Source organism: Stenotrophomonas geniculata, from assembly GCF_034508895.1.
GTDB classification, from domain to species: domain Bacteria; phylum Pseudomonadota; class Gammaproteobacteria; order Xanthomonadales; family Xanthomonadaceae; genus Stenotrophomonas; species Stenotrophomonas geniculata.
In genome coordinates, this window is the sequence record NZ_CP140571.1 from 3,757,926 (window position 1) to 3,775,090 (window position 17,165).

At 66.7% G+C, this 17,165-nt stretch carries 14 protein-coding genes; 8 read left to right on the plus strand and 6 right to left on the minus strand.

The features are described from left to right. Nucleotides 1-23: 23 nt before the first annotated feature. Both RI032_RS17375 and RI032_RS17380 read right to left on the minus strand, forming a co-directional pair. Nucleotides 24-674, minus strand: coding sequence for a DsbA family oxidoreductase (locus RI032_RS17375; protein WP_010485027.1), 651 nt, complete (start codon nucleotides 672-674; stop codon nucleotides 24-26). Nucleotides 675-766: 92 nt separating this feature from the next. Beyond that, nucleotides 767-1,717, minus strand: a complete 951-nt coding sequence (locus tag RI032_RS17380) for a LysR family transcriptional regulator (RefSeq protein WP_322547380.1) — start codon at nucleotides 1,715-1,717, stop codon at nucleotides 767-769. 116 nt (nucleotides 1,718-1,833) lie between these two features. Between RI032_RS17380 and RI032_RS17385 the strand changes: the two genes are divergently transcribed. Continuing rightward, the gene (locus RI032_RS17385) at nucleotides 1,834-2,712 is read left to right on the plus strand and encodes a sterol desaturase family protein (protein WP_322547381.1); all 879 of its coding nucleotides are present in this window, start codon (nucleotides 1,834-1,836) and stop codon (nucleotides 2,710-2,712) included. Between the two features lie 9 nt (nucleotides 2,713-2,721). Here RI032_RS17385 and RI032_RS17390 read toward each other — a convergent pair whose 3' ends face one another. Both RI032_RS17390 and RI032_RS17395 read right to left on the minus strand, forming a co-directional pair. Beyond that, nucleotides 2,722-3,426 (minus strand): helix-turn-helix domain-containing protein, encoded by a 705-nt coding sequence (locus RI032_RS17390; protein ID WP_071305381.1) that lies wholly within the window; start codon nucleotides 3,424-3,426, stop codon nucleotides 2,722-2,724. Between the two features lie 366 nt (nucleotides 3,427-3,792). Next, nucleotides 3,793-4,227, minus strand: coding sequence for a VOC family protein (locus tag RI032_RS17395; RefSeq protein ID WP_010485036.1), 435 nt, complete (start codon nucleotides 4,225-4,227; stop codon nucleotides 3,793-3,795). Between the two features lie 338 nt (nucleotides 4,228-4,565). Here RI032_RS17395 and RI032_RS17400 point away from each other — a divergent pair, with 338 nt between their 5' ends. Then, a complete protein-coding gene (locus RI032_RS17400; protein ID WP_134958717.1) occupies nucleotides 4,566-7,361 on the plus strand; it encodes a beta-glucosidase family protein in 2,796 nt (931 codons plus the stop codon). A 124-nt stretch (nucleotides 7,362-7,485) separates the two neighbouring features. Here RI032_RS17400 and RI032_RS17405 read toward each other — a convergent pair whose 3' ends face one another. Further along, nucleotides 7,486-8,391 carry a LysR family transcriptional regulator gene (locus RI032_RS17405; protein ID WP_134958718.1) on the minus strand — a complete coding sequence of 302 codons (906 nt, stop codon included), beginning with the start codon at nucleotides 8,389-8,391 and terminating at the stop codon, nucleotides 7,486-7,488. A gap of 105 nt (nucleotides 8,392-8,496) precedes the next feature. Between RI032_RS17405 and RI032_RS17410 the strand changes: the two genes are divergently transcribed. The 3 genes from RI032_RS17410 to RI032_RS17420 all read left to right on the plus strand — a co-directional run bounded on the left by RI032_RS17410 (nucleotide 8,497) and on the right by RI032_RS17420 (nucleotide 12,374). Continuing rightward, nucleotides 8,497-9,858, plus strand: coding sequence for an MFS transporter (locus RI032_RS17410; protein ID WP_312250852.1), 1,362 nt, complete (start codon nucleotides 8,497-8,499; stop codon nucleotides 9,856-9,858). Further along, nucleotides 9,855-10,241 (plus strand): DUF4440 domain-containing protein, encoded by a 387-nt coding sequence (locus RI032_RS17415; RefSeq protein ID WP_019338312.1) that lies wholly within the window; start codon nucleotides 9,855-9,857, stop codon nucleotides 10,239-10,241. The genes RI032_RS17410 and RI032_RS17415 overlap by 4 nt, the downstream gene beginning before the upstream one ends. A gap of 222 nt (nucleotides 10,242-10,463) precedes the next feature. Continuing rightward, nucleotides 10,464-12,374 (plus strand): CocE/NonD family hydrolase, encoded by a 1,911-nt coding sequence (locus RI032_RS17420; protein ID WP_134958719.1) that lies wholly within the window; start codon nucleotides 10,464-10,466, stop codon nucleotides 12,372-12,374. Nucleotides 12,375-12,539: 165 nt separating this feature from the next. On the opposite strand, the gene RI032_RS17425 is transcribed toward RI032_RS17420, so the two are convergent. Next, nucleotides 12,540-13,493, minus strand: a complete 954-nt coding sequence (locus RI032_RS17425) for a helix-turn-helix transcriptional regulator (RefSeq protein ID WP_260362357.1) — start codon at nucleotides 13,491-13,493, stop codon at nucleotides 12,540-12,542. Nucleotides 13,494-13,939: 446 nt separating this feature from the next. Here RI032_RS17425 and RI032_RS17430 point away from each other — a divergent pair, with 446 nt between their 5' ends. From RI032_RS17430 to lldP, 3 genes are all read left to right on the plus strand, one after another. Further along, nucleotides 13,940-14,698 (plus strand): SDR family NAD(P)-dependent oxidoreductase, encoded by a 759-nt coding sequence (locus RI032_RS17430; protein ID WP_322547382.1) that lies wholly within the window; start codon nucleotides 13,940-13,942, stop codon nucleotides 14,696-14,698. Nucleotides 14,699-14,828: 130 nt separating this feature from the next. Then, nucleotides 14,829-15,281 (plus strand): MgtC/SapB family protein, encoded by a 453-nt coding sequence (locus tag RI032_RS17435; protein ID WP_005410036.1) that lies wholly within the window; start codon nucleotides 14,829-14,831, stop codon nucleotides 15,279-15,281. A gap of 224 nt (nucleotides 15,282-15,505) precedes the next feature. Continuing rightward, on the plus strand, nucleotides 15,506-17,164 hold the full coding sequence (gene lldP / locus RI032_RS17440; protein ID WP_191849563.1) for an L-lactate permease: 1,659 nt from the start codon (nucleotides 15,506-15,508) through the stop codon (nucleotides 17,162-17,164). Nucleotide 17,165 lies beyond the last annotated feature (1 nt).

Sequence of the window (17,165 nt, forward strand, 5' to 3'; positions counted from 1 at the left end):
TGCAGGGTGGGGGAGGGTGCGGCTCAGGCCGCGACCAGGTGCGCCAGGGCCTGGCGCAGGTGTGGCAGCGGCAGGGTCTGCAGGCGCAGGCCGTTGCCGCCGATCACGGTGGGTATGGAACGGATGCCGAGGGCAGCGGCTTCGGCGCGATCGACCTGCACGCGCTGGCGTACTGCGTCGCTGCGCATGTGGTCAGCGAAGGCGCCACGCGGGTGGCCCAGCGCTTCGGCGATATCCAGCAGGACTTCGGCGTCGCCGATGTTGCGGTGCTGGTGCAGGTGCGCCCACTGCACGGCATCGAACATCGCGCCATGGGCGTCGTTGCCACCGAGCATGCCGGCGGCCTGGCAGGCCAGTGCGCCGAGCCAGCCGGAGGGATACTCGAAGTCCTGCGCGCGCATGCCTTCGATATCGATGCGCGCGGTGTCTTCATGCGCGGCGCAGTCGGTCCAGTGGCGCAGGATGATCGCCTTGGCGCGCTCCATCGAGCCGAACACCTCGACCATCTGTGCGCGCGAGTCCTGCAGCACGAAGCTGCGGTGGCGCACCTGGATGCCGAGTTCGGCGGAGACCTGCTTCAGGCGCGGGGCCAGCACGAAGCACCAGCCGCAGACCACGTCGTGGAAGAAATCGACCACCGGCGCGGCGGTGGCGGGGGAAGGAACGGAAGACATCTGCCTGCCATCGGTGAGAGGGGAGGCGGCAGATTAGGCAGCGCGGCGTGGCCGAAACAGCACGCCGCGGGCAGCTCAGTTTTCGCTGGCGGTTACGAATCCAGGCCAGCGCAGCCGGGCAGCTCGGCGTGCAGGAAATCGATGAAGGCACGCACCTTGGGTTGCAGATGGCGCGACGTGGGGTAGACCGCATGCACGAAGCGCGGCGGATAGCGGTGGTCGGGCAGCACCTGCTGCAGTTCGCCCTGGGCCAGTGCCGAAGCGGCCAGGAACGAGGGCAGGGCACCGATGCCCATGCCGGCCACCAGCAGGTCGCGCAGCAGCAAGCTGTTGTTGACGGTGACGCGCGCGGGCAGGGTGATTGTCACCTGGCCATCGGGACCGAGCAGCGGCCAGCTGCCGGGGGAGTCGGACAGGCTGTAGGCCAGCACGCTGTGCGCCTGCAGATCGTCCACCGCCTGCGGTGCCGGATGCTGCCGCAGGTAGGACGGGGCCGCGCACAGCACCTGCTGCAGCGACGCCAGCCGGCGCGCCACCAGGCGTGAATCATCCAGTTCGGCACGCAGCCGCAGCGACACATCGAAACCCTCACCGACTGCATCGAGCAGGCGATCTTCCATCACCAGGTCCAGCGATAACTGTGGATGCTGCTGCAGGAAGCGCGGCAGCAGCGGCGACAGCGTGCTCAGTGCGAATGACTGCGGCGCGTTCACGCGCAGGCGCCCGGCCACCTCGCCGCGCTGTTCGGCGATGCCGCGTTCCAGCGCGTCCAGCTCGTCGAGCAGGCGGCAGCATTCGCGGTAATAGGCGTGGCCGGTTTCGGTCAGGCTCATGCGCCGCGTGGTCCGCTGCAGCAGCACCACGCCCAGGTGCGTTTCCAGCGTGCGCAACTGCTTGCTCAGGCCGGCCGGCGACATGCCCAGGTCTTCGGCGGCACGAGCGAGCCCGCCGCGTTCGACGATGCGGCGGAAGGCGCGCATCAGGTTGAAGGAGTCCATGCCGGTCCCGGGCGCGATGAGAGCGTCATTGTAGATCCACGCCATGCGTGGATGTGGGAAGCGTGGTGCCCGCAGGGTTGCGCCGTTTGTTCAAGCCAGCAACCCACACGCCACGCCAGCATGCAGGCCCCTCACTTCCCGGGTTGCCCATGAAGCACTGGATGCTCCGCCTGTATGCCCCGCTGTTCCTGCTTGGATTCGTCGCCACTGCCGTCGTCTGGGTCGGCCACTGCCATGGCGATCCGTTGTGGCTGCTGGCCCTGCTGACGATCGCCATTGCGGTTTCGTTCGTCGCCGAGCGCGCCTGGCCGTATGACCCTGCGTTCAACCGCGACCACGGCGACCGTGTGCGTGACGCCCTGCACGCGCTGGTCAACGAAGGCCTGAACCTGTTGTCGATCGCGGCGGTGCCGCTGCTGGCGGCGATCATTCCGTGGCAGTTGTGGCCGCTGCAGTGGCCGTTCGCACTGCAGCTACTGGTGGCGATCATCGCTGCCGATCTCGGCATCACCCTGGTGCACTACGCCAGCCATCGCATCGGCTGGCTATGGCGTCTGCATGCCGTGCATCACAGCGTAACCCGCATGTATGGCTTCAACGGGCTGATGAAACACCCACTGCACCAGGCCGCCGAAGCGGTGGGCGGCGTGCTGCCGCTGCTGCTGTTGGGCCTGCCGATGCCGGTGGCGGCGGTGCTGGCCTTCGCCATCGCCATCCAGCTGTTGCTGCAGCATTCCAACGTGGACATGCGCCCGGGTGTGCTGGGCCGGATCATGGCGTGGGCGCCGCTGCACCGCTTCCACCACATGCGTTACGGCACCGCCGGCGACGTCAACTTCGGCCTGTTCCTGACCGTCTGGGATCATCTGCTGGGGACCGCCTTCGATGCGCCGGGCTATCGGCTGCAGCATCGCGACCTTGGCATCGGCAGCCAACCGGACTATCCGCGCGATTATCCGGGACAGCTGCTGGCGCCGTTCCGCGAACTGCCGCATGGCGAGGTGCCGGAACTGCCGGAAGGTCTGCGCAGGCGCGGATGATGGGCTGTGTCAGGCCGCGTGAAGCTGCAGGCCCTGCAGTTGCGCGGCACTGATGCCGAACATGCGGCGCAGGCTGCGCGACAGATGGGCCAGATCGGCGAATCCAGCGGCATGCGCACTGTCGGTCAGGCTGTGGCCGTGCAGATGATGCGTGAGTGCATTGCGCAGGCGTTGCCACAGTACCCAGCCGCGCAGTGTCACCGCCAGGTCGGACTGGAAACGCCGGTGCAGCTGGCTGGCCGACAGGTGCGCCGCCTCGGCGATATCGGCGGCCGGCACCGGGTCAGGCAGGTGCTGGGCGATACGGGCCAATGCCGCCTGCACGCGGCGGTCCAGCGGTTGTGGGCGGCTCAGCCGTGGCAGCCAGTCGCGTAGCTCCATGGTATTGCCCGGCAGTGCGTGCAGATGCTGCCGGATCTGCGTGGAATCGGCATGCGCGGGTTCGAGGAACACCGTGCAGCCCGCTTCCGGCGCCGACAGGATCGCATGCGTCTGGAAGGAGGGCAGCCACAGCCGTTGGCCCTGCTGCCGTACGCCATCGACTTCGACCTGCCAGGGCGTACCGTCGCTCAGCAGCAGTTGATGGGCGTAGTGCGCATGTACGCTGCTGTCACCGGCATGGCCCTGCAGCACCGCCACGTGAGCATCCAGCAGCAGCGTGCCATTCCAGGGCAAGGCGGGGGAGGACATGGAGGGATTGTAGATCCACGCCATGCGTGGATGAATCTCCATCGAAATCGATTAATTCGACGATTGATCGAAGAGCATCCACGCCTGGCGTGGATCTACTGCAGATTGCGGCGAATTGTCGAAGGCGGGGTGGGTCCGGTTGCGGGGGCGTGAGCGCCATGGGCCCGAGGCATGCCTCGGGCGGGTTGGGCAGGACGCCCAACCCAGGTCTTGCCGTGTGCGCAGGACAGCGCACACGAGCAAGCGGCGACCGAGGCTACATGGACGTACTTGCGCCGTCCCCCGCAACCGGACCCACCCCGCCACCCCACAGGAACCCAGCTTTTGCTTCTGCTGTTGCATTGGCCGTTGCCTCTGCGGGTGCCGGGCGCAGCCCGGCCGCGCGCACCCTCACCGCCCGTGCGGATCCGGCCGGTGATGCACGTACTCGACCACCGTGCCATCGGGATGCACCGCATTGAACGCCGCCCCGGTCGGCACCACCTGCAGCGGGAAGATGATCTCGGCACCGGCCGCGACCAGTTTGTCGTGATAGGGCCGAACGTCATCGACCAGCAGCGTCCCCGTGGTCGAAGTGAATGGCGCCAGCGCCTCATCGCAACCTTCGATCAGCAGGAATGCACCGACCATCGCCAGGCGTAGGCCGGCATCGGGAAACGGGAAGCCCGCATCGGCCACCACACCCTGCAACTGCTCGTAGAACGCCACGCTGCGCTCCAGTTCGCCAGGGGCAACGAATACCCGGATCAGCACGCGTGGGCTGCGCTGGGTGGAGGTATCACAGCGGTCACGCCAGAGATGATCGAAGTCGCGGTGTATGTTCATGGGCGGGGTCCAGGGCCGGTGACACCTCATTATCGGCAGCCCCACGCGGCCTGCTGATGACCGCCGGTGATGGCCTGATAACCGCTGGCCGGGTTGCCTCTGTGACTTAGGTCCTGTTGACAGGTGTGAACGCCCTCGCACAATCTTCACAGGATTGGGTCGCCCTGCGCGGCCCGGACAGGCAGGTTGTCACGCCGGGAGGAGGGTCCCAGGCGCAGACCGGCCCGTTCTTCGGCCTGCGGGAGGTTGCCTGGCAATTCCTGCGCGGCATGAACGCTGCACCCTTCGGCGGCACTTTCCCTGGACCGATTGCCTTGGCAACGGAATTACGCCTGCCGATGAAAACGTTTACAAAGCCGCTTGCACTGTCCCTGGCCCTGTCTGTCGCACTGGCCGCCCCGGCCTGGGCCGACCCCGCCGCGTTCACTGTGCTGACCCTGGAACAGGCCCCGACCGCCGAGACGATGCCGGCCCTGGCCGCCCAGCTGAAGACCCTGCAGGTGGACGCGGTGAGCGTGCGCCAGGTGCAGCGCGGCATTGGGCAGGTCGATCCGCTGCAGGTGCTGGCCGATGGCCTGGGCTACGAGTACCGCTTCATCGCCGCCGGCAGGGACGATGGCCAGATCCAGCGCGGCCAGGCCGTGCTGACCCGGCTGCCGATCGCCGCTGAATCCGGCCCGGACCAGCCGGGCCTGAGCTACCTGCGCCTGGACGATGGCCGCCACACGGTGGCGGTCTATACCGATGCCGGTGCAGGTGCCGCCCGGCTGCCAGCGCTGGTCACCCGTTCGCGGCTGGGTGCACCGGCGGTGCTGCTCGGTGCGGTGGCCGGTGAATCGGCCAAGGCCGCCGGCTTCGATCCGGCGCGTGTCGCCCTGGAAGCCGATGCCAGCTATTTCAGCGATGGTTTCCAGGCCGCCAGCAGTGCGCCGTTCAAGCTGGAAGGCAACACCCTGCGCGCCACCCTGCTGACCCTGGCCTATGCCGCCGACAAACATGGCGACAGGCCGTGGATGGACACCACCCTCAACGCCGATGCGCGCGCTGCGCTGCTGCTGAAGGCGATGACCGAGGACGAGAAGTTCCAGATGCTGCACAGCTACTTCGGGCTGGGCAAGGACGGTGGCCCGCTGCCGGAAGGCGCGGTCGGTTCGGCCGGTTACGTGCCGGGCGTGGCGCGGCTGGGCATTCCGTCGCAGCAGTCGGCCGATGCCGGCGTCGGCGTGACCAATCCGGGCGGCATCCGCCCGGGTGATTTCGCCACGGCGATGCCATCGGGCCCATCCACCGCATCGAGCTGGAACCGGCAGGTCGCCTTCGCGGGTGGCGCGACCATGGGCCGCGAGGCATGGCAGCAGCGCTTCAACATCCTGCTGTCGGGCAGCGTCAACCTGCAACGTGATCCGCGCAATGGCCGCAACTTCGAATATGCCGGTGAAGATCCGCTGCTGGCCGGTTCGATGGTCGGCGCGCTGATCCAGGGCGTGCAGAGCCAGCATGTGATCTCCTCGATGAAGCACTTCGCGCTGAACGACATGGAGACCCGCCGCAACTTCCACGACGTGCGCATTGGCGAACAGGCCATGCACGAGTCGGACCTCCTGGCCTTCGAGATCGCGCTGGAAGCCGGCCGCCCGGGCGTGGCGATGTGCTCGTACAACAAGATCAACGGCACCTACGGCTGCGAGAACGGCTACCTGATGAACCAGGTGCTGAAGCAGGAATGGAAGTTCCCCGGTTTCGTGATGTCCGACTGGGGTGGCGTGCACAGCGGTTCGAAGGCGGCGCTGGCCGGCCTGGACCAGCAGTCGGCCGGCGAAGTGTTCGACGCGGCGGTGTTCTTCGATGAGCCGCTGCGCCTGGCCGTGCATGGCGGCGTGGTGCCGCAGGCGCGCCTGAATGACATGGTCGCGCGCATCCTGCGCACGATGTTCCTGCATGGCAACTTCGACAACCCGCCGCAGCACCAGAAGGTCGATGCCGAGGCCGGCTTCGCCGTCGCCCAGCGCACGGTGGAAGAGGGCAGCGTGCTGCTGCGCAATGAAGGCAACCTGCTGCCGCTAGCCGACACGGTGAAGCGCATCGTCATCATCGGTGGCCACGCCGACAAGGGCGTGATTGGTGGCGGCGGTTCGTCGATGGTGGGCGTGACCGCCAAGGGCACCAATGCAGTGCCGGGCGTGCTGCCGACCACCTGGCCGGGCCCGGTGATCTTCCACCCGTCCTCGCCGCTGGAATCGCTGCGCGCAGCGCGTCCGGACGCGACCATCGAGTACGTGGACGGCACCAACGCCGCCGCCGCGGCCAGGGCTGCCGCGCAGGCCGACGTCGCCATCGTGTTCGCCACCCAGTGGGCCGCCGAATCGGTGGATCTGCCGGACATGCAGTTGCCGGACAACCAGGACGCGCTGATCTCGGCGGTGGGCAAGGCCAACCCGAAGACGGTGCTGGTGCTGGAAACCAATGGGCCGGTGCGCACGCCATGGCTGGCGCAGGTGCCGGCGATGCTGCAGGCCTGGTACCCGGGCATCCGCGGTGGCGAAGGCATTGCCGCGCTGTTGACCGGCCAGGTCAATCCGTCCGGCCGCCTGCCGGTGACCTGGGTGGTGGACGAATCGCAGCTGCCGCGCCCGCACATCGACGGCCTCGGCTTCAAGCCGGCCAAGCCGTTCGGTGATGTGTTCGATTTCGATATCGAAGGTGCCAACGTCGGTTACAAGTGGATGGCGGCCAAGGGCCTGAAGCCCACCTTCGCGTTCGGTCATGGCCTGTCCTACACCTCGTTCGCCTATGAAAACCTCAAGGTGAGTGTGGAAGGCTCGCGCCTGGTCGCCAGCGTGGACATTCGCAACACCGGCAAGCGCGCCGGTGCCGACGTGGCCCAGCTGTACCTGAAGCTGCCGGCCGGCAGCACCACGCCGATCCGCCTGATCGGCTATGACAAGGTGACCCTGCAGCCGGGCGAACAGCGTCGCATCCGCATCGAAGCCGAGCCGAAGACGCTGGCGCACTACGATGCGCAGGCCCGCCAGTGGAAGATCGACGGCGGCACCTACCAGGTGCAGCTGTCGCGCAATGCCGCCGAGCCGCTGCAGACGGTGGACGTGCAGTTGGTGGAGCAGGTGCTGCGCTGATGCCTTGAAGACACGGCCCCGGAAGGGGCCGTGTTTGTTTGAGGTGTTTCTGTAGAGCCGAGCCCATGCTCGGCTGATGAACGGCCAAGGCCGAGCCGACACGCAGCCGAGCATGGGCTCGGCTCTACACAGGCGCGCTGCCAAACCACCCGCGCAGGAAATCAATCAGCTGCCGTACCTTTGGCGAGGGCTGCGTGCTGTGCGGGTAGACCGCGTACACGCTCTGCTGCGGGAAGCGGTGCTGGCGCAGTACCGGTCGCAGCCGACCCTGGGCCAGATCGTCCTCGATCAGCCAGCGCGGCAGCACGGTGACGCCGGCACCGGCCACGGCGAAGGCGCGCAGGCTGCTGGCACCATCCACGCGCACCACCGCGTTGCCGGGGTTGGTGGCGAACAGGACATCGCTGCCATCCGGTGCCACCACCGGCACGTCGGCCAGACGCGGGTAGCCCAGGCGGGGCAGGGAACCCAGCTGCACGGGGTCATCGGCAGCATCGGCAGAGGGCAGGCGTGCCAACAGGGACGGAGCCGCTACCGCGCACAGTGGATGCCGTTCCAGTTCGCTGGCATGCAGCCCAGAGTCCGGCAGGCGGCCGAGGCGGATCGCCAGGTCGAAGCGTTCGGGAATCAGGTCGGCCGGTGCCGGTGAGGTCGACAGGTGCAGCTGCAGGGCCGGGTGCCGCGCACGGAACGCCTCCAACGCAGGAATCAAGCGGAGCTGGGCGTACTCCGGCGTGGTGGTCAGGCGCAGTACGCCCTGCAGCTGGTGCTGGTCGCGGCGCGCGGCATCGATCGCCGCCTGGGCGGCGTCCAGCGCCTGCACGCAGTGCTGCAGGAACTGCTCGCCAGCCTCGGTCAGGGCCAGGTGCCGGGTACTGCGCAGCAGCAGGGTCACGCCCAGCTCCTGTTCCAGCCGCTTCAGGTTGAAGCTGACCACCGCGCGGCTGAGGCCGAGGCGATCGGCGGCGGCGGTCAGGCTGCCGGCCTCGACCACGGCGCGGAAGATATCGAAGCGATCGAGGCTGACCATGGCGATCTATTGTCAAAACAGATTTGACAGTGTTGCAGCTGTCGTCGTGTTTTTCCAACAAGGCCCGCACGGCATGCTGGCCGCTTCTCTGCTGGAGCGCCGCCGATGCCGTCCCCCCGCCTGCGCCATGAGGCGATCTTCCTGCTGGTGTTCGCCCTGGATCTGGTCAACATGTTCATCGCCACGGTGGCCTATCCGGCCTTGGCGGCGGAACTGCACGCTGATATCAGCACCCTGGCCTGGGTCGGCACCGCCTACATGCTGGGCCTGAGCGTGGTGATTCCGTTGGCGCCCTGGCTGGCTGCGCGCTGCGGCGAGCGTCGCTTGCTGCTGGTGGCGTTGCTGTTGTTCGCGGTTGCCGCTGTGCTGGCTGGCGCAGCGCCGGGTATCGGCTGGCTGCTCGGCTGGCGCCTGCTGCAGGGGCTGGCCGGTGGCCTGCTGATTCCGGTCGCGCAGGCCGCGGCGTACCGGCAATGCACGGCGGATCAGCGAGGTGCACTGACCCGGCGCATCCTGCTGGTGGCGTTGCTGGTACCGGCACTGGCGCCCGCGTTGGGCGGGTTGTTGGTGCAGTGGTTGACCTGGCGCGGCGTGCTCTGGGCCAGCCTGCCCTTGGCGGTGGTGGCGATCGCGCTTGTGCTGGCATGGATGCCGGCCGATGGCGTGCGCAGTGCGCCGCGGCTGCAGGCCTATGCGCTGTCCACCGCGATGCTGGCGCTGGGCGCGCTGCTGCTGGCGCTGACCTGGCTGGGTGAGTCCGGACACCGCGGCGCAGGTGCCGTGTTGTTGCTGGTCGCACTGCTGCTGGCGGTGGCCCACCTGCGGCTTGCGCGTCGGCAGGCGCAGCCCCTCCTGCGCTGGTCGTTGCTGTCGCATCGTGGGCTGCGGCTGGCGATGCTGATCTATCTGGCCGTACCCGGTGTATTCATCGGCAGCCAGCTGGTCAGTACCCTGCAGCTCCACCAGGCCGGTTACAGCGCGGCACGCATCGGCGCGCTGATGCTGCCGTGGGCGCTGGCCTCGGCCACTGCGATCACGGCCAGCAAGCGCCTGCTGGCTCGCTTCGGCCCGGCCACGGTACTGCGTACGGGCATGCTGCTGCAGGCCAGCGGCATGCTGTTGATGGCGCTGCTGCCGCAGCCGGCCTTCGCGTTGGCCGCGCTGTTGTTCGCGCTGATGGGGGCGGGCGGCAGCCTGTGCAGCAGCACGGCGCAGACGCTGGCCTTCCAGGGCGTGGAGGGTGAAGCGCTGGGCGATGCCAGTGCCCTCTGGAACCTCAACCGTCAGCTCAGCTTCTGCCTCGGTACCGCCGCCATTGCGCTGCTGCTGGCATTGGCCATGCAATGGCTGCCGGCAAACGCCACGCGCGTGGCGCTGGGGCTGGCCGCCCTACTGACTCTGCTGCCGATGGTATTGCTGCGTCGGCCGCAATCGATCTCTCTTTCCCAACCCGAGACAATGCAATGACGATGACCGCAGAGAACGAGTTCCATGATCTGATCGCCAAGCTGCAGGCCTGGTTCCGTGCGGAAGCAGCCGCCAGTACGCTGGATGCGCTGATGGATCATTTCTGCACCGACTTCAGCATGGTCGGTATTGCCGGGCAGCGCCTGGACCGCGAAGCCCTGGCCGGCATGTTCGCTGGCGGCCATGGTGCCCGCCCGGGCTTGCGTATCGAAATCGATGCCCTGCAGTTCATTGCGGTGCCGGCACCGTTGGCGATGCTGCGCTACCGTGAAGGGCAGGGCGTTGCTGAAGGTGGGATGGCCTGGCGTGAAGCACTGGCCGTGCTGCGGCAGGAAGACGGCCGTTGGCGTTGGCTGGCGTTGCATGAAGTAACGGCAGCCTGATGTTGTAGAGCCGAGCCCAGGCTCGGCTGCTCTTCGGGGAGGTTGCGGTGGCCCCAGCCGAGCGTGGGCTCGGCTCTACAACGGCCAGATGGATGCGTGCCCGTCGGGCAGCACATGTGCCATCAGTCCTGCCTGCATCCACCGCAGAATGCAAAGCCCGCACACACTTCACGGCTCGGGGCAGGAGTAGGCTTGAGGCTTTCCTGCCGGGAGGGGTTGTCCATGCGTGTGCGTGCCGTCGCTGTAGCCATTGCCCTTTGCCTGTCCAGCACCGTGCTGGCCGCCGATACCCCGCCGATGACCCCGGACATCAGCGGCAAGCCCTTCGTTGCCCCTGATGTCGGTCGCGACTACGACAAGCGCGTGGTGATGGTGCCGATGCGTGACGGCACCAAGCTGTATACGGTGATCGTGGTGCCCAAGGGCGTCCGCAACGCGCCGATCCTGCTGACCCGCACACCTTACGATGCCGCTGGCCGCGCCAGCCGCAGTGATTCGCCACGCATGCGCGACCTGCTACCGCAGGGCGACGAGGTGTTCGTCGACGGCGGTTACATCCGCGTGTTCCAGGACATCCGCGGCAAGTACGGCTCCGAAGGCGATTACGTGATGACCCGGCCGCTGCGCGGGCCGTTGAACAACACCAAGGTGGACCACTCCACCGATGCCTGGGACACCATCGACTGGCTGGTGAAGAACGTACCGGAGAGCAATGGCAAGGTCGGCATGCTCGGCTCGTCGTACGAGGGCTTCACCGTGGTGATGGCGCTGACCGACCCGCATCCGGCACTGAAGGTGGCTGCGCCGCAGAGCCCGATGGTCGATGGCTGGATGGGCGACGACTGGCTCAACTACGGTGCGTTCCGCCAGGTCAACTTCAACTATTTCGCGATGCAGACCGAGAAGCGCGGCAAGGGCACGCCGCTGCCCAGCCTCGGCTACGACGACTACAGCACCTTCCTGCGCATCGGTTCGGCCGGCGACTACGCGCGCTTCACCGGTGTGGACCAGCTGACCTGGTGGAAGAAGCTGGTTGAGCATCCGGCCTATGACGGGTTCTGGCAGGGCCAGGCGCTGGATGCGGTGATGGCGAAAACACCGCTGAAGGTGCCGACCATGTGGCTGCAGGGCCTGTGGGACCAGGAGGACATGTGGGGTGCCAACCATGCCTACCAGGCCATGGAAGGGCGCGACAGCGGCAACAACCGCAATTACCTGGTGATGGGGCCGTGGCGGCACAGCCAGGTGAACTACAGCGGCAGCGAACTGGGCGCGCTGAAGTTCGATGGCGATACCGCGCTGCAGTTCCGCCGTGATGTACTCAAGCCGTTCTTCGACCAGTACCTGGTGGACGGTGCGCCGAAGGCGGACACGCCGCCGGTGCTGATCTACAACACCGGTGAGAACCACTGGGATCGCCTGAAGGGTTGGCCGCGCAGCTGCGACAAGGGCTGTGCCGCCAGCAGCAAGCCGCTGTTCCTGCGCGCCGGCGGCAAGCTGGCGTTCCAGGCGCCGGCGGCGGGCGAGGGCGACTTCGAGGAGTATGTGTCCGATCCGGCCAAGCCGGTGCCGTTCGTGCCGCGCCCGGTACGTTTCGGTGACCGCGACATGTGGACCACCTGGCTGGTCAAGGACCAGCGCTTCGTCGATGGTCGCCCGGACGTGCTGACCTTCATCACCGAACCGCTGGCCGCGCCGCTGCGCATCGGCGGCGCACCGGTGGTGCATCTGCAGGCCTCGACCAGTGGCACCGACAGCGACTGGGTGGTGAAGTTGATCGATGTGTATCCGGACCAGGAAGCGTCCACGCCGGAGATGGGGGGCTATGAGTTGCCGGTGTCGCTGGCGATCTTCCGTGGCCGCTACCGCGAGAGCTTCAGTGATCCGAAGCCGCTGGCGGCCAACGAAGTGCTGCCGTACCGCTTCGATCTGCCCAACGCCAACCACACCTTCCAGAAGGGGCACCGGGTGATGGTGCAGGTGCAGTCCAGCCTGTTCCCGCTGTACGACCGCAACCCGCAGACCTACGTGCCGAACATCTACCTGGCCAAGCCGGGCGATTACCAGAAGGCCACGCAGCGGGTCTGGCACAGCGCGGCACAGGCGAGCTACATCGATCTGCCGGTGTATTGAAGCGGCCAGGGTGACGCCGGGCATGGCCCGGCGCTACCCAGGGATGTGCGGTGTCGGTAGCGCCGGGCCATGCCCGGCGGCGTTGGTAGTGCCGGCCGCTGGCCGGCCTCCGCGATGGCACGGGAGCGTGTCGACCAAGGTCGACACCTATCAGGGCACCAGCCTTCAGCCCACCTTCGAGGGGCCCGTGCGCCAGCGGCTGGGTACCAGGCCGAAACGTTTGCGGAATGCAGCGGCGAAGTTGCTGGGGTGGCGGTAACCACTGGCGGCGGCGGCCTGCTCAACCGTCCATCCGTCTTCGCGCAGCCCCTGTTCGGCGTGGCGCATGCGCTGCTCGTGCAGGTAGTCGAATACCGAGCAGCCGTACTGCTGGGCGAAATGACGGCGCAGCGAGCTCGGGCTCATGCAGGCCAACTGGGCCAGTTCGATCAGACTGTGGGCATGGCTGGGATCGTCGTGCAGGTAGGCGCGCACACGCTCCAGCCGCTCGCGCTGGCCCGCGCGCAGCGTTCGTACATGGTCGGTCTGCAGATCCTCGGCCTTCAGGCCAACGGCCAGCAGCTGCAGTGCGACGCCTTCCCGCCACAAGGCGTCGATGCCGTCCTCCCATGGGCTGTCGAACAGCTGGCCCAGCACTGGCAGCAGGGTATGCGGAATGGCCCAGTGGCGGCATTCCAGGTGGGTGTTGAGCGCGGCTTCCAGCTGCGGCAGATGGAACAGGTCCGGGTCGATCTGGCCGGGCACCATCACGCTGACGCCGCGCATGCGCGTTTCGCCGGGATGCGCACCCGTCATCTCGACCTGTTCGCGGTGGTGCGCGGTCATTGCCGTGCCAGCGCGCAGGGTGAAACCAGCGCGTCGCGGAATGCGCACATCGACCTGGCCCTGCAGCATCACGCGGATGGCCAGGCCGGGACTCTGATGGGCGGTCGCCACATAAGGAAAGCGATTATGGACGTCGGAGGCGATCAGGCTCATGCCGCCGCGCAGGAACTGCTCGTTGACCTCGCCATGGCCGGCCCACTGGTCGTCGCGCAGGTGTTCCGGGTCGGCGCGGTAATCGAAGCCATGGCGGTGGCCGAAGCGGCGGTAATCAGCAAAAGTGAAATATCGGGACATCGCTCGGCACGTGCTTTGGAGGTGGACGCTGGCATTACCTCGCCCACGCACTCTGCAACACAGATGCAGATCCGGTCGTTACCCGTGAGACATGCTGGGAAGCAGTGGCATGGGCACTCTGGAGGGTGGGGGGAACACCAGGTTGAATTGAATGTGTCGGAGAAAATGGAAACGTTTCCCATTGTCGCCTCGATTCGCGCGCTTTTGATTTAAATATGGTCAAAACGATTGACGATTACGGCCAAATTGAAAATGCCGCCGAACATACGCCAGCGTTTTGCATGCATATCCGTACGCAATTCCATACATCAACTTGAGTTGAGGTTTCATGGCTGGAACGATCCGCCATGGACGCGATGTCAGCCAGGCCATCACGGGCGCACGCGTAGGGTGGGGCGGTTGGCTGTTGCAGGCCACTTCGATACCCCCACTGATGGAGAACGCAGATGATTGACTACCAGCTCACCGGCAAGACCGCGATCGTGACCGGCGGCGTGTCCGGTATAGGCCTGGCTGTGGCGCAGACCCTGGCGGCGTCCGGCGCGCGGATCTCGGTCTGGGATCTGAAGCAGGATGCGGTCGATGCCACCGTGGCGCAGTTGCGGGATGCGGGTGCACAGGCCATCGGCATCGCGCTGGACGTCACCGACGACGCTGCGGTGGAGGCGGCAGTACAGCGCACGATCAAGGAACTCGACGGCCTGCATGTGGCGGTCAACAACGCCGGTATCGGCGGGCCGGCTGCCAGCAGCGATGACTATCCGATCGATGGCTGGCAGCGGGTTATCGACGTCAACCTCACCAGCGTGTTCCTGTGCCAGCGTGCGCAGATCCAGGCGATGCGAGCCGCTGGAACCGGCGGCAGCATCATCAACATGGCCTCGATCCTGGGCCAGGTGGGCTATGCCGGTTCCACTGCGTACGTGGCGGCCAAGCACGGCGTGGTTGGGCTGACCCAGACCGCCGCCTGGGAGCATGCGGCCGACGGCATCCGTGTCAACGCGGTCGGCCCGGGCTTCATCAGCACACCGCTGCTGGAGAAGATGGACCCGAAGGTGCGCGCCACGCTGGAAGGCCGCCATGCATTGAAGCGGCTGGGCAAGGCCGAGGAAGTTGCGGCGCTGGTGGCCTGGCTGGCCAGCGACGATGCCTCGTTCGCGACCGGCGCGTACTACGCCATCGATGGTGGCTATCTGGCGCAATGATGCGGTAATCGCAGGCGACGGTGATGCCGGGCAGGGCCCGGCGCTGCCGGGTGAACGGGCTGTGGTGCGGCCTTCACCGTTGTGCCACGGCTGCCGCGCGACGCTCCGGGAAAATCCCGGAGCCTCTCCCATGGAACTCACCCAGGATGTCTCGATCCTGCTGCGCGTGGCCGCAGCCATGTTGTTCGGCGGCGTGCTCGGCGTCGAGCGCGAGATGGGCAAGCACGCGGCGGGCCTGCGCACGCACATGCTGATCGCCGGTGCCGCCGCACTGATTGTCGGCCTCGGCGACTCGGTGGCTGAGCATTTCCAGCAGGAGCGCTATCGCGACCTGCTGCAGGTCGACCCGGTCCGTCTGATCGAAGCGGTGGTGGCCTGTGTTGGCTTCGTTGCCGCTGGCACCATCCTGCGCGGCTCACGCGAAGACCAGGTCAGCGGATTGACTACCGCAAGCTCACTGATCATGGCGGCGGCCATTGGCATCGCCGTGGGCATCGGTAAATACGTGATTGCGATCGGCGTCAGCGTGCTGTGCGTGCTGGTGCTGGCGGTGATGCGGCGGTTGGAGAAACGGATCTCGTAAGGAATCTCGAGTTGCCGGCCAGCGGCCGGCATTACCATGGCGGCCTGAATGGTCGGACCAATATGGCATCTAGCGCTATGGTCTAATAGGCTCTTCGTCGGAGTGGCGGTTAAATCCGCTGCAAGTGGTCTGATCGAAATCTTTATTGGTACGACCAATGTTCGACAGTCACGGCGACCCACCGCCTGCGGTGGGGCACCTTCCGCATCCAGTCGAGAGTCTTCATGCAGCCCTGGCAACACCTGTACGACCCCGCCGGCAACCTGTGGTTGTCCAGCCTGATCGCGCTGCTGCCGATCGCGTTCTTCTTCATTGCCCTGGCCGTGCTGCGCATGAAGGGCTGGCTGGCCGGCACGATCACCGTGGCCATCGCACTCGGCGTGGCCCTGCTGTTCTACGGCATGCCGCTGAGCCAGGCGCTGGGCGCGGCCGGCTTTGGTTTCGTCTATGGGCTGTGGCCGATCGCCTGGATCATCATCGGTGCCGTATTCCTCTACAAGGTCTCGGTCAAGACCGGGCAGTTCGACATCATCCGCGCCTCGATCCTCTCGGTCACCGAGGATCAGCGCCTGCAGATGCTGATGGTCGGCTTCGCCTTCGGTGCCTTCCTGGAGGGCGCGGCCGGTTTCGGTGCGCCGGTGGCGATCACCGCGGCACTGCTGGTCGGGCTGGGCTTCAAGCCGCTGTATGCCGCCGGCCTGTGCCTGATCGTCAACACTGCGCCGGTAGCGTTCGGCGCTATGGGCATTCCGATCATCGTGGCCGGGCAGGTCACCGGCCTGGATGCATTCGAGATCGGCCAGATGGCCGGCCGCCAGCTGCCGTTCCTGACCATCATCGTGCTGTTCTGGATCATGGCGATCATGGATGGCTGGCGTGGCATCAGGGAAACCTGGCCGGCGGTGCTGGTCGCGGGTGGCTCGTTCGCTATCGCACAGTACCTCACCTCCAATTTCATCGGCCCGGAACTGCCGGACATCACCGCGTCGCTGGCGTCGCTGGTGTGCCTGACCCTGTTCCTGCGCCGCTGGAAGCCGGTGCGGATCTTCCGCTTCGATACCGAAACCAGCGCCGAGGCGGCCGCACAGGCACTGGAAGCGCCCCGCTACAGCGTTGGCCAGATCGCCAGGGCGTGGTCGCCGTTCCTGATCCTCACCGCGATGGTCACGCTGTGGAGCATCAAGCCGTTCAAGTCGCTGTTCGCGGCGGGTGGCCCGCTGGAAAGCTGGGTGCTCAAGATCCCGGTGCCGGGCCTGGACCAGATGGTGCAGAAGATGCCGCCGATCGTGGATGCACCGTTGAGCTACGAAGCCGTCTACAAGTTCGACTGGTTCTCGGCCACCGGTACCTCGATCATCCTCGCTGCGGTGATCGCGATCATCGCGCTGCGCATGCCGGCCCGTTCGGCGCTGCGCACCTTCGGCGAAACCGTGCGCGAGCTGCGCATGCCGATCTACTCGATCGGCATGGTGCTCGCCTTCGCCTTCATCGCCAACTATTCGGGCCTGTCGGCGACGCTGGCGCTGGCATTGGCGCACACCGGCGACGCGTTCCCGTTCTTCTCGCCATTCCTGGGCTGGCTGGGCGTGTTCCTGACCGGTTCGGATACCTCGTCCAATGCGCTGTTCTCGGCCCTGCAGGCAACCACCGCGCAGCAGATCGGCGTGTCCGACGTGCTGCTGGTGGCGGCCAACACCACTGGCGGTGTCACCGGCAAGATGATCTCGCCGCAGTCGATCGCCATTGCCTGCGCAGCGGTCGGCCTGGCCGGCAAGGAATCGGACCTGTTCCGTTTCACGGTCAAGCACAGCCTGATCTTCACCACGATGGTCGGCCTGATCACCCTGGCCCAGGCCTACTGGCTGACCTGGATGATTCCCTGAG